Raw genomic sequence first — 13,401 nt, 5'->3', positions numbered from 1 at the left:
CTTGTTTATCGTATTTGTTTGAATTGACATTAGAAACTACTGGTTTTCCCAATACTACAATCTTTAGCTTTCAATTTCTGATAAACATTATAATAATTCGCTTCATTTTAATTTAGTATTTTTTCTGCAAGTTATAAATCTAATGTCAACAAATAACTTAGATTATCAACCTTATAAGCAATATCATAATCATGAATAGTTAGGGAAAAGATAAATAAGGTAATCAATTACATATCTGTATCCCAGACGATTCATTGCTATCTTTTCTTTATTGAATGGGATATTTTATCCCGCTATTTGCCGGGCAGTAAGACCCCCACCTCGAAATTCAGCGGAAGCAAAGAAGTTAGGCGGGGGTCGGGCTGCCCGTAAAAGCCCGATTGGTGAGGGCTGATAATCAGTGTGGGATGAACAAAACCCCCCCACTGATTAAAGTTTCACTTTATTTCATGCTTTTTTGAAAGGGTGTTTTTAATGGATAAAAATGTATCTGCCATTCCTCAGCCGAAAACATATGGACCGCTGGGTAACCTCCCATTAATCGATAAAGATAAACCGACTCTATCGTTTATTAAGCTGGCGGAAGAGTATGGTCCCATTTTTCGAATTCAAACTTTAAGTAATACCATCATTGTCGTTTCTGGACATGAACTGGTAGCAGAAGTCTGTGACGAAACACGGTTCGATAAAAGTATAGATGGTGCTTTAGCAAAAGTTCGTGCTTTTGCTGGAGACGGATTATTTACAAGTGAGACTGACGAGCCTAACTGGAAAAAAGCTCATAATATTTTGATGCCTACATTCAGCCAACGGGCAATGAAAGATTACCATGCCATGATGGTCGATATTGCCGTACAACTCGTTCAAAAATGGGCACGGCTTAATCCGAATGAAAACGTAGATGTTCCGGAAGATATGACTCGCCTTACATTAGATACAATTGGTCTATGTGGTTTTAATTATCGATTTAATAGCTTTTATCGTGAGACCCCTCATCCTTTTATCAATAGCATGAGCCGTGCTCTAGATGAGGCGATGCACCAATTACAGCGGCTGGATATAGAAGATAAACTCATGTGGAGAACGAAACGTCAATTTCAGCATGATATTCAATCTATGTTTTCTTTAGTAGATAATATTATTGCTGAACGTAAAAGTAGTGAAAATCAGGAAGAAAATGATTTACTTTCCCGTATGTTAAATGTACAGGATCCGGAAACTGGTGAAAAATTAGATGATGAAAATATTCGTTTCCAAATTATTACCTTTTTAATAGCTGGGCATGAGACAACAAGTGGATTGTTATCTTTTGCAATCTATTTTTTATTAAAGAATCCAGATAAATTGAAAAAAGCCTATGAAGAAGTAGACCGAGTATTGACAGATCCGACTCCAACATACCAACAAGTTATGAAACTGAAGTATATTCGGATGATTTTAAATGAATCGCTACGTCTATGGCCTACTGCTCCAGCATTTAGTCTCTATGCAAAAGAAGATACAGTGATTGGTGGGAAATATCCAATTAAGAAAGGAGAAGAACGTATTTCTGTCCTTATTCCACAGCTGCATAGGGATAAAGACGCGTGGGGAGACAATGTGGAAGAATTCCAACCTGAACGATTTGAAGAGCTGGATAAGGTTCCTCATCATGCTTATAAGCCATTTGGGAATGGCCAGAGAGCATGTATCGGTATGCAGTTTGCACTTCATGAAGCCACACTCGTAATGGGCATGCTTCTTCAACATTTTGAATTCATCGATTATCAAGACTATCAGCTGGACGTAAAACAAACATTAACGCTAAAGCCTGGTGATTTTAAAATTAGGATTCTACCCCGAAATCAAACTATTAGCCATACTACTGTTCTTGCGCCTACAGAGGAGAAACTGAAAAACCATGAAATCAAGCAGCAAGTTCAGAAGACTCCTTCTATTATTGGAGCAGATAATCTTTCGCTTCTTGTTCTGTATGGCTCGGATACAGGGGTAGCAGAAGGTATTGCAAGAGAACTAGCAGATACAGCTAGTTTAGAAGGTGTTCAAACGGAAGTGGCAGCTCTTAACGATCGAATTGGAAGTCTACCGAAAGAAGGAGCGGTTCTTATTGTAACTTCTTCTTATAATGGAAAGCCACCAAGTAATGCCGGACAGTTTGTGCAGTGGTTGGAGGAATTAAAACCGGATGAGCTAAAAGGTGTTCAATACGCAGTTTTTGGTTGTGGAGATCATAATTGGGTTAGTACCTATCAGCGAATTCCAAGATACATTGATGAGCAAATGGCTCAAAAAGGAGCAACAAGATTTTCTACACGTGGAGAAGCGGATGCAAGTGGTGATTTTGAGGAACAGCTCGAGCAATGGAAACAAAGTATGTGGTCTGATGCGATGAAGGCATTTGGATTGGAACTTAACAAAAACGTGGAGAAAGAACGCAGTACATTAAGTTTACAATTTGTTAGTCGTCTTGGAGGATCTCCTCTTGCGCGAACATATGAAGCAGTTTATGCATCTATATTGGAAAATCGTGAACTTCAATCATCTAGCAGTGAAAGAAGCACGCGACATATTGAGATATCCTTGCCAGAAGGCGCTACGTATCAAGAAGGAGACCACCTTGGGGTGCTGCCAATTAATAGTGAGAAAAATGTCAACCGAATTTTAAAACGCTTTGGATTAAACGGAAAGGATCAAGTCATACTGAGTGCAAGTGGACGAAGTGTAAATCACATACCTTTAGACAGTCCGGTTAGTTTATTTGACCTCCTTAGTTATAGTGTCGAAGTTCAAGAAGCAGCCACTCGAGCACAAATACGAGAAATGGTGGCATTCACAGCATGTCCTCCTCATAAAAAGGAATTAGAATCATTATTGGAAGAAGGAGTTTATCATGAACAAATATTAAAGAAACGTATTTCAATGTTGGATCTTCTTGAAAAGTATGAGGCTTGTGAAATTCGATTTGAACGTTTTTTAGAACTTCTTCCGGCGCTCAAACCGCGTTACTATTCTATTTCAAGCTCTCCACTCGTTGCACAGGATCGTCTGAGCATTACGGTTGGTGTTGTGAATGCGCCTGCATGGAGTGGGGAAGGGACATATGAAGGAGTCGCTTCTAATTATTTAGCTCAGCGTCATAATAAAGATGAGATTATCTGTTTCATTCGAACGCCACAATCAAACTTTCAATTACCTGAAAATCCAGAAACACCAATTATCATGGTTGGACCAGGTACTGGAATTGCACCATTCCGTGGATTCTTACAAGCACGACGTGTTCAAAAGCAAAAAGGTATGAACTTAGGACAAGCACATCTATACTTTGGTTGTCGTCATCCTGAAAAGGATTATCTCTATCGTACAGAACTAGAAAATGATGAAAGAGATGGATTAATCTCTTTACACACAGCTTTTTCTCGCTTAGAAGGACATCCTAAAACATATGTACAGCATTTAATAAAAGAAGATAGAATCAAGTTAATTTCGTTATTAGATAATGGAGCTCATCTTTATATATGTGGTGATGGAAGTAAAATGGCTCCTGACGTAGAAGATACCCTTTGTCAAGCATATCAAGAAATTCATGAAGTCAGTGAACAAGAAGCAAGGAATTGGTTGGACCGTGTGCAAGATGAAGGGCGATATGGAAAAGATGTTTGGGCTGGTATATGAATTTTTCTTAATTAGATAAGTAATATGTAACGAATGAAATTCTTTCGAATAAGTGTTGATTTAAGTAATAAACTCATTTATAAAAATCCCGTATTTTTATTGAATACGGGATTTTCTTATTTTTAAATAAGCTGGACTGATACTGTAGAAAAATAATAGGTAATTCATTTGACAATTAAAATGACCTAATTTAATATATATGTCATAGCATGTAATTAGTAAAACAAATACATTCACTTTGAATAATTGACTGGTATGCTATATCCTTTTATGTCTTAATATATAGAGGTGATACATGAACTTACATGATTTAATAGGCTATCTTGTTCATCGTACTGATGTGAAAATGACCAATTATTTTACGAAGAAATTAAAGCCTTTTGGAGTTACGCCAGAGCAGTGGGGGATTATTAGTGTTCTTTGTAGCCAAAGGGCCACTACTCAAAAAGAGTTAGCAGAAGCGATTGATAAAGATCAAACTACTGTCGTAAGAATGATACAGTCAATGGAGAGAAAAGGGATTGTAAAGAAGGCTTTGAATGACCAAGATAGGCGTTCACACAACCTTTTTTTAACTGAAAAAGGTGACGAGTTAAAGAAAACACTCTTGCCTGTAGTGAAAGACGCTCACCATTTCGTTACGAGTAATTTGAGCGAAGAAGAGATTAAAGTATTACAATCATTATTAAACAAATTGTATGATACACGCTATTAATACTTGTTCCTTATTGATGCTACGCTATTCATAAGGAACAAACTTTGTTTTATGTATTATGTGCTATAGCATATAGTTTTTGTTTGTTTGGAGGAATGGGAAGATAGCTTTATTTTGTATGATATCTGATTCAGGGTCACCTTTTTGCCTAGTACCAGTCAAATTTTTGTATTATATATGCTATAGCATGTAAAATCCATCCCTTTAATATTAAGAAGGGGAATGTAAATTGAAGCGACTTCCCTATGGTCAATCTCAGGAAATAGGGTAAAGGTAGTGATTACTATCTGAACAATACTGAGTTTTTATCAAATAATAAGAAAGGTGTGGTTACTATTTTAATTTTCATCAATATTGTAAAAGCAGTGTTGTTTCTGTTCTTTTTAATGACAGGTACGAAAATTATATCTGGGAAAATGGCAGATGAGTTCAAGCGATTTGGTTTACCTTCGTTTTTTAATTTTTTAACTGGAGCTTTTGAGATTGTAGGAGCAATTGGAATGTTGATAGGAATTTGGTTCCCAACAGCAGCTTTATTGGCAGGATTATTGTTAGGCGGTACGATGCTTGCAGCTGCATTAACTCTTATTGTACTAGCGAGAGATCCCTTTAAGAAGGCAATACCTGCGCTTGTTTTGTTTGTCCTTAGTATAGGGATAAGTTTGTATCATATTTTTTAGACATAACCGAAAACTGTTAAATTGTATGCGTTCAAGTTCATATCGTTTTGTAATTATTTTATAGATAGGGGGTGTGAAAACGTATGAATGAGTTATTATTTTTCAAAGTCTTAGCGTTTCTTGCTATATTGACAACAAGTATTGTTGCTGGAACCGTTTTTGCATACTCTAATTCTGTCATGCCTGGTCTTCGTAATGCGGATGATCGTACCTTTGTTCTTTCGGTTAGACACTTTACCTCATCAGTGGCTAATCCGATTTTTCTCTTCATTTCAAACGGTGCTCTTATAGCGCAGATCGGTTTTGTTGTATTAGCGGTTTACCTACAGCAATTCGATAAATTTATTTTAGGATTAATCGCATTGATTAGTTATGTTGCGACTCTACTGATCACTTTCACAGGAAACCTTCCGATGAATAGAGCGATTATCTCAGCTGAACTACCTGTAAGAGATTCTGGATGGGAGGAACTCAGAGTCGAATTTGAATCCCGTTGGACGTTGCTGAATCACACGCGTACCTTAACGTGCATTTTGAGTGTGTCGGCACTACTAATAGCGTTGCTTATTAATTAGTAGTATGAATATATTTAGATAAATAGTGATTAACCGGATAATTCTTAAGGAATACGGCATTGGAAAATAACTTATCGTTCCTGATTTTATCAGATGAATATCTGGTGGATTTAAAAGCTTATGATGTTTTCTATCATGGCGATGCTCCCCTTATGAAGCCCGCGGTACTCATGGAAAACCAGCCTACTTTCTTGTGAAGAAAAATGGACAACTACTATATCAACAGAGACAAACGATGCCATTTGGTCGTCCAACTTCGACAGAGTTTAGAAAAATTGTTCAATATATAGGTAAGAATCTCAAGTCTAAATAGAGCTCTTTTTAATGAGTTTTTAATAACTCTTTAATTTTTTAATACAATAAAGAATAGGGAAAGTCTCAAACTAGTGCTGGAATAAAAGCAATACGAATTTAGACATTACTATCATTCGAATCATAATTAGTAAAAGAATGAGAAGAGTTTTTTATACAAAGGAATTCCCCGTGAACTTTATATTGAAAATAGGAGTGAGTGAAAATGGCATATTTATTACAAGTTGATTTTCCGTTTGAAGGTCCTTTTGGTGAGGAAATGGAAAAGGCGTTTTCGGATTTAGCAAAAAGTATTAATGAAGAAGAAGGATTCCATTGGAAAATATGGACAGAGAATCAAGAAACAAAAGAAGCTGGAGGCATCTATGTATTTGAAGAAACAAAAGATGCTGAAAAATACGCGGAAATGCACAAAAACAGACTTGAAGAAGCTGGTGTTAAAGATATTAGAGTAAGAATTTTTAACATCAATGAAAAGTTAACGGAACTGAATCGTGGTTATATTAAATAATTCCGACAGTCGGAGCAAGCTTAAAAAGGAGGGGATAATCCCCTTCTTTTTTGAATTCTTAAATTGATGATGAGGGGGATCTCACACAAAAAAATCCCTATATAGATAGGGATTCGTGTATTGGCACATAGATCCTTGGAAAAGGATATTCTAAGTGTAACATATGAGAGTTCTTGAATTTGTGAAATTGACGTGAAAGTACTGTGAAAAAAGTTGTATTGAAATAGTTATTTATAAAAGGGTAAGACCCTTACTGGGAGGTAAGGGTCACAGTAAATGCAAATTTATTTGTAATTTGCTAAGATTATAATATATATACCAGTCTATACATATTACGAAAATATGAACAAAACTGTTATTTAGTAACTATAGGTAGAACATCCTATTTCTTTTTATTTATATAATTAAATATAAATAGTAAGTCAAATGTGACAATGATAATTATAAGTAATACCTCTAAAAGTGCTTCCGTTTTCCCATGCTGCAAAGACTTTAGAAAGAAATCCCATTCTTTTTCATAGGGAGGTTCTACCCAATTTCGTTGCAGTCCTAAAACCATTCCGTTTATAAAAAAGATAATACTTAATAGGATTCTTCCAACAAATACGGCAACTACTTTTATATTCCAATGCTTTATCTTGATTACATACAGGAATGGGAATAGTATAAGTATCCAAAAAACAATAATATAGACTGTATTTATCATTCTTTACTCCTCACAAAATGATTGTTTCTTAATCTTGGTGAATTTTCAGGGTGAAAGTTACTGGTGTTCAAACCGTTTCTGCACTTGCGAAAAAAGGAGTCAGAATACCGGATCCTTTTCTATCTCTCCGTCTCAAAAAACTCAATCCACTCTCCATCAGGTCCAGCAAAAAATATGTAACGTGTTCCATCTGGCAATGTTTCGATTTCTTCACCTAGTAAAAATGTTACTTTGTGGCTTTCTAGTCTTTTGATTTCATCTTCTAATGAATCCACTTTAAAGCAAATGTGATGTACTTTTCCTTCGGTTGGAAGGCAAGAGTTATAACCTTCAATTAGTTCAAGTATCGTTTCCTTTGATTCTTCCACACCTAAAAAAGCGAGTTTTAAATCTGGGTTCGGATGTCCCATGCGCTTAATGAGCTGTAAGCCAACGACTTTTTCATAAAATGAAATAGATGTTTCTAAATCTGCAACCATAAGTCCTACGTGTTCAATTCTTCTAATTGGCATGTGCGACCCTTCTTTCTGAAAATTATATATAAAATAATATGGAAAATTAAGAAAATAAGCAAGATATAATTGTTACAATTTTTAGGGCGTTATATGGTATAGTGAGAAAGTATGTTTGGGAGAAGGAAGGAGATTATACGATGAATACACCTACTCAAACTCCTTCATTATCAGAAACGATGAAAGAGTGGCACTATGCATTAGCATATGAAATTAAACATTGGAAAACGATAGGTGGTAGTAAAATTTCTATCATGAACGGTCGTTTTTTATATACAGATTATGAAAATACAGTGTATGTATTTCAGCTTATTTCGGAAGTAAGCTTACCTGAGGGTTCACCGATTCGAATTGAGTTCGATGGTGAGGAAGCGACAGGGGAAGTACTATCTGTACATGGATTAGAAATAGAACTGAAGTTAAATGATTATATACAAGGCGAAATACGAGAAGCGGTTTTATATAGTGAACCGTGGCAATTGTTAGAGCAACTGCAAGAGAGATTGAAAGAAGCGCGTAAGGATAAGCTGAAACGTAATCGTATAAAGCGTCTTGTTGAGGGGACGAGCAGTCCAAGGCATATTGAGAAGATGAAAAATACGAAAAATGAATTGGCGTATCGTTCATTTTACAACCCGACAACGTACGTGTGGGGACCACCTGGAACAGGGAAGTCTTACAATTTATCACGTATTATTTCGGCGCATTATCAAAAAGGAAAATCGGTACTTGTGTTAGCTCATAGTAATGCGGCAGTAGATGTATTAATGAGCGAAGTAACGAAGCAAATTGAAAAGAAAAAGAAATGGACGCCTGGCGAAATTGTTCGTTACGGTTATAGTCAACATGAACATATACGAGATCATGAAACGTTACTTGCATCGAAATTAGTTGAAACGACGAACGGATCTTGGGGAGAAGAGAGACTCTATTTAGAAGAAACACGACAAGATCTTCGTGAAAAGATTTTATCATATAAAGCGACTTCTGCTGATAAGAAGCGTATGCAAGAAATAGAAGGTGAACTTCGAAAGCAAAAAGCGAAAATTAAAGAAGTAGAAAAAGAATATATTGAAAATGCGAAAGTAATCGGTGCGACTTTATCGAAATGTGCCATTGATTCACTTATTTATGAGCGTACATTTGACTTAGTTGTCGTAGATGAAGTAAGTATGGCCTATGTTCCGCAAATTGCATTAGCAGCTTCACTTGGAAAACGTATCGTCGTTTGTGGTGACTTTTTACAGTTACCTCCGATCGCAATGGCGAACCATGAACTCGTTCGGAAATGGCTCGGCGAAGATATGTTTTATCATGCAGGAATTGTTGATACTGTAAATAAATCAGAGACACATCCAAACCTCTTTATGTTGCAGGAACAAAGACGTATGCATGCAGACATATCGAAGTTTACGAACTCATTTATTTATAAAAATAGAGTGTACGATCATCCATCTGTTTCAGAGCGTAAAGAACTTGCGCAACTACAACCGTTCGCAAATGAGGCGAGTGTTTTATTTGATACGAGCTTAATGGGAGCATTTTCTTTAAAAGACGCTGCTTCTGGTTCGCGTTTTAATATTATGTCTGGTTTAGTGGCGATGCAAATGATGTTAATTGGACTGTTAGACGGTGTTCAATCAATTGGTATAGTTACACCGTACCGAGCACAGTCCCGCTTTTTATCAACTTGTATTAGAGAAATGTTACAGAGAACGAAATATCAAAACATACCAGTATTAGCGGCAACAGTTCATAAGTTTCAAGGTTCTGAAAGAGATATGATGATCTTTGATACGGTTGATAGTTATCCGCAAGAACGTCCTGGTGTATTATTCTTTGATCATAAAAACCATCGTCTCGTCAATGTAGCAGTAACGAGAGCGAGAGGGAAGTTCATTCAATTATCGGATTGCCATTATATGCGTAAAAACCTTTCGAGAAAACAAGCGTTATCACAATTAACAGCACATATAGAACGTCACGGTGATGTGTATGATCGCACGACATCAAGACAATTGTGGGAGCGAAAAATTTCGAAACGTTTACGCTGGTTTATGGAAATGAATCTTGAAGAGCCGAAAGGGTTATTAAAAGATATTTTAGTGGCAAAACGAAAAATTATCATTTCACTTCCAAGTACAAGACAAGTGGATAAACGAGTATGGCAAGCGTTAATGCGCACAAATGCGCAAGTAACAGTTTATAGTGATGGACCAGTTCCATTAAAAAATGTAAAGTTACAAAGACAAAATAAAGCGTTCCCGTTCCTAGTAATTGATGATGAAATCTTTTGGGCAGGGGCACCACTCACATCTCAAATGATGTTTGAAGGGAGCACGGAATTCCCGTATATATGTGCAAGACTACAAGCGCCGGAAACGATTGGTGTATTAAAAGGATTTTTGGATATTCGGTAAATTCGGATAGGAATTCCTTGACTTTTATTCGGAATAAACTTAGAATAAAAATAATTTAATATAATTTTATGAAAATTCTTATCACGAGAGGTGGAGGGACTGGCCCTACGATACCTCGGCAGCGGATTCTATATGAATACTGTGCCAATTCCAGCAAGTTTACTTGAAAGATAAGAAAGAAGCTCATTTGACTGTATATACAGAAGCCTCTTTCTATCTTTTAGAAAGAGGCTTTTTTACGTGAAAATAAAAGGGGGAAGAAAAATGGGAGCGACAGGAGTAACGTCACAAAGAAAAACAATTGAAGAGAGCATAGAAAGAAATAAGGAAAAGTACATAGAAACAAGTCATGATATTCATGCGAATCCGGAGATTGGTAACCAAGAATTTTACGCATCAAGAACGTTAAGTTTATTACTAGGAAGTGCAGGGTTTCAATTGCAGCACAATATAGCTGGTCATGAAACAGGTTTTATCGCACGAAAAAGTTCAGGGAAACAAGGACCAGTTATCGCATTTTTAGCTGAGTATGATGCTTTACCAGGACTTGGTCATGCGTGTGGTCACAATTTAATTGGCACAATTAGCGTTGCGGCAGCAATTGCACTATCAGAAACGCTTGAGGAAATCGGCGGAGAAGTTGTCGTGTTTGGAACGCCAGCAGAAGAAGGCGGGCCAAACGGTAGCGCAAAATCGAGTTATGTAAAGGCTGGTTTATTTAAAAATATCGATGCGGCGCTTATGATTCATCCGAGCGGAAAAACAGCGACGACGAGTCCTTCATTAGCAGTTGATCCACTTGATTTTCATTTTTACGGAAAAACAGCTCACGCGGCAGCTTCACCTGAAGAAGGGATTAACGCATTAGATGCGGTAATTCAGCTCTATAACGGTATTAACGCACTTCGCCAACAACTTCCGTCAGACGTGAGAATTCATGGCGTCATTACAGAGGGTGGAAAAGCACCTAACATTATTCCTGACTACGCTGCAGCAAGGTTCTTCATCCGCGCAGCAACGAGAAAAAGATGTGCAGAAGTAACAGAAAAAGTGAAAAATATTGCACAAGGAGCAGCGTTAGCAACAGGTACGAAAGTGAAAATTCATCAATTCCAAAATGAAATCGATGAATTACTCGTAACAAAAACATATAACGACATCGTAGCTGAAGAACTAGAATTACAAGGTGAAGAAGTAAATCGTAAAGAAAGACTTGGCATCGGTTCAACCGACGCAGGAAACGTAAGCCAAGTTGTACCGACAATTCACCCATATATTAAAATCGGTCCAGATGACTTAATTGCGCATACAAATGAATTTAGAGAAGCAGCACGTTCAGAGTTAGGAGACAAAGCACTTGTTACATCTGCAAAAGCACTAGCGAATACAGCGTATCGATTAATTACGGAAGAAGGGTTGCTAGAGAAGGTGAAGGAGGAGTTTAGGGAGGAGCAGAGGAATCAGGAATAAGGAGATTAAGGTGCTCTTTTCGAAGAGCAATCTAATTAATAAGTAGAGATATAAAAAAGAACATTGAAATATCAATGTTCTTTTTTATTTACTAATCATTGATTTTGTTGGTTTTTCTCAAGAAAGAGAAACTTTTACTGTTACGTATCCCTTTATCAGAACGACAATTTCTCCTCAAACTCACTCTTTAATACAATTAAAGGAGACGATAATCCAAATTGCATTAAAGAGTCTAAAAATGTAGCGAGAGAATCCATCGAATCGCTCATGACCTTCATCATATAATTAAACTCCCCGCTAATTCGATATAAATCTGTTACTTCAGGAGCTGCATTACAATATTGGATAAAATCAGAGCATTGGCTCGTTTTAAACATAATGAATGCTTGAATGTTTTTATTAATTTTGGAAGGCTCAAATTTCGTTCGGTAAGCCGCTATAACTCCTTGATCTTCAAGCTTATTAATACGCTCTTTTACAGCAGGCTGTGTCATGGATATGATCCGTCCTATTTCTGAAACGGAAATCCTCGCATTTTCATATAACAAGTTCATTATTTTGTGATCGATGTCATCCAGTTTTATTGCATTTTGCATTGGGTTATCTCCCTTGTTTTATTTTCTAAAGTAAATTGCAATTTATAACTATAATATCATAAGTAAAAGAACTGAATTACCTATAAATCTATATTTAAAATGATTGGTGTTTGCATGAAAATATAAGTATAGGATTTATCCCGCTATTTGCGGGCAGTAAAACTCCCACCTCAAAATTCGGCTGGAGCAAAGAGGTTAGGTGGGAGTCGGGCTGATTAAAGTTTCATTTTATCAAACGGAAATTTAGGAAGGATGGAAAAAATGAAGAATCTTGATGGGAAAGTAGCGTTAGTAACAGGGGCGAGTCGCGGAATTGGCCGTGCTATTGCAATGAGATTGGCGAAGGACGGGGCATTAATTGCAATTCACTACGGCCGAAATAAAACAGCTGCAGATGAAACGATTAGTGAGATTGAATCTAATGGAGGAAAGGCATTCTTAATTGAAGCTGATCTCAATTCAATTGATGGTGTCAAAAATCTAGTAGAACAATTAAAGAATGAATTACAAATAAGAGTTGGTACATCAGAGATTGATATTTTAGTAAACAATGCAGGGATAGGTACACAAGGAACGATTGAAAATACGACAGAAGAAGTTTTTGATGAAATTATGTCTGTAAATTTTAAAGCACCGTTCTTCTTAATTCAGCAAACATTACCGTTACTACGAACAGAGGGACGCATTATTAACATTTCATCAGCTGAAGTACGACTTGGTTTTACAGGCTCAATTGCATACGGTTTAAGTAAAGGGGCATTAAATACGATGACACTTCCTCTAGCTAAGCATCTTGGAGAAAGAGGTATAACAGTGAATGCAATTATGCCTGGATATACGAAGACAGATATGAATGCGAAATTGCTAGATGATCCTGAAATACGAAGTTTTGCTACGAACTCATCTGTGTTTGGACGAATAGGGCAAGTTGAAGATATCGCAGATGCAGTAGCATTCCTTGCTTCTTCTGATAGCCGCTGGGTAACGGGGCAGATTTTAGATGTTTCTGGAGGGTTTTGTTTATAGGGGCACTACTTTATAACGATCAAATTAAAATTAAAAACAGTTATAGAGACTCCATTCCTCGGAAATATTTTAACTATTAAGTTGTAAAAAGAACCGTAGTTTTTCATTTTTGAAAAGGCTATGGTCCTTTTTAGTTGTAGCAAAGTTATGGTGCGAGGAAGTTTTTTTAAAATCAAAAAAATTTGATTAATAAGTTGCATAAAGAA

General features: G+C 36.6%; 11 protein-coding genes, 1 pseudogene and 1 riboswitch. Of the genes and pseudogenes, 9 read left to right on the top strand and 3 right to left on the bottom strand.

Annotated elements, in window-relative coordinates:
- The first annotated feature begins 474 nt into the window (after window positions 1-474).
- The 6 genes and pseudogenes from cypD to BAU27_RS25940 all read left to right on the top strand — a co-directional run bounded on the left by cypD (window position 475) and on the right by BAU27_RS25940 (window position 6,465).
- The gene (cypD, locus tag BAU27_RS25965; RefSeq protein WP_071772431.1) at window positions 475-3,672 is read left to right on the top strand and encodes a bifunctional P-450/NADPH--P450 reductase; all 3,198 of its coding nucleotides are present in this window, start codon (window positions 475-477) and stop codon (window positions 3,670-3,672) included.
- A 295-nt stretch (window positions 3,673-3,967) separates the two neighbouring features.
- A complete protein-coding gene (locus BAU27_RS25960; protein ID WP_071772430.1) occupies window positions 3,968-4,387 on the top strand; it encodes a MarR family winged helix-turn-helix transcriptional regulator in 420 nt (139 codons plus the stop codon).
- 326 nt (window positions 4,388-4,713) lie between these two features.
- Window positions 4,714-5,067: a DoxX family protein gene (locus tag BAU27_RS25955; protein WP_071772429.1), complete on the top strand. Its 354-nt coding sequence runs from the start codon at window positions 4,714-4,716 to the stop codon at window positions 5,065-5,067.
- Window positions 5,068-5,150: 83 nt separating this feature from the next.
- Window positions 5,151-5,642 carry an anthrone oxygenase family protein gene (locus BAU27_RS25950; RefSeq protein WP_071772428.1) on the top strand — a complete coding sequence of 164 codons (492 nt, stop codon included), beginning with the start codon at window positions 5,151-5,153 and terminating at the stop codon, window positions 5,640-5,642.
- Window positions 5,643-5,707: 65 nt separating this feature from the next.
- A pseudogene (locus BAU27_RS33040) lies at window positions 5,708-5,955 on the top strand (peroxiredoxin); the annotation flags it as partial.
- 204 nt (window positions 5,956-6,159) lie between these two features.
- The gene (locus BAU27_RS25940) at window positions 6,160-6,465 is read left to right on the top strand and encodes a monooxygenase (protein ID WP_071746567.1); all 306 of its coding nucleotides are present in this window, start codon (window positions 6,160-6,162) and stop codon (window positions 6,463-6,465) included.
- A 382-nt stretch (window positions 6,466-6,847) separates the two neighbouring features.
- Here BAU27_RS25940 and BAU27_RS25935 read toward each other — a convergent pair whose 3' ends face one another.
- A complete protein-coding gene (locus tag BAU27_RS25935) occupies window positions 6,848-7,171 on the bottom strand; it encodes a hypothetical protein (RefSeq protein ID WP_071772427.1) in 324 nt (107 codons plus the stop codon).
- 119 nt (window positions 7,172-7,290) lie between these two features.
- Window positions 7,291-7,683, bottom strand: a complete 393-nt coding sequence (locus BAU27_RS25930) for a VOC family protein (RefSeq protein ID WP_071772426.1) — start codon at window positions 7,681-7,683, stop codon at window positions 7,291-7,293.
- 140 nt (window positions 7,684-7,823) lie between these two features.
- Here BAU27_RS25930 and BAU27_RS25925 point away from each other — a divergent pair, with 140 nt between their 5' ends.
- Together BAU27_RS25925 and BAU27_RS25920 are read left to right on the top strand one after the other, a co-directional pair.
- A complete protein-coding gene (locus BAU27_RS25925; protein ID WP_071772425.1) occupies window positions 7,824-10,103 on the top strand; it encodes an AAA domain-containing protein in 2,280 nt (759 codons plus the stop codon).
- A gap of 75 nt (window positions 10,104-10,178) precedes the next feature.
- Window positions 10,179-10,280, top strand: a riboswitch (SAM riboswitch).
- Window positions 10,281-10,367: 87 nt separating this feature from the next.
- Window positions 10,368-11,573 carry a M20 family metallopeptidase gene (locus BAU27_RS25920; RefSeq protein ID WP_071772424.1) on the top strand — a complete coding sequence of 402 codons (1,206 nt, stop codon included), beginning with the start codon at window positions 10,368-10,370 and terminating at the stop codon, window positions 11,571-11,573.
- A gap of 155 nt (window positions 11,574-11,728) precedes the next feature.
- Here BAU27_RS25920 and BAU27_RS25915 read toward each other — a convergent pair whose 3' ends face one another.
- Window positions 11,729-12,169, bottom strand: a complete 441-nt coding sequence (locus tag BAU27_RS25915; RefSeq protein ID WP_071746572.1) for an Lrp/AsnC family transcriptional regulator — start codon at window positions 12,167-12,169, stop codon at window positions 11,729-11,731.
- Window positions 12,170-12,430: 261 nt separating this feature from the next.
- On the opposite strand from BAU27_RS25915, the gene BAU27_RS25910 reads away from it, so the two are divergent.
- Complete coding sequence (locus BAU27_RS25910; RefSeq protein ID WP_071772423.1) at window positions 12,431-13,195, top strand: SDR family oxidoreductase; 765 nt, start codon at window positions 12,431-12,433, stop codon at window positions 13,193-13,195.
- Window positions 13,196-13,401: the final 206 nt, after the last annotated feature.

The organism is Bacillus sp. NH11B (assembly GCF_001884205.1).
GTDB classification, from domain to species: Bacteria; Bacillota; Bacilli; order Bacillales; family Bacillaceae_G; genus Bacillus_A; species Bacillus_A proteolyticus.
The sequence above is the reverse complement of the archived record's forward strand: the minus strand, read 5'-3'. Positions and strand labels throughout refer to the sequence as shown.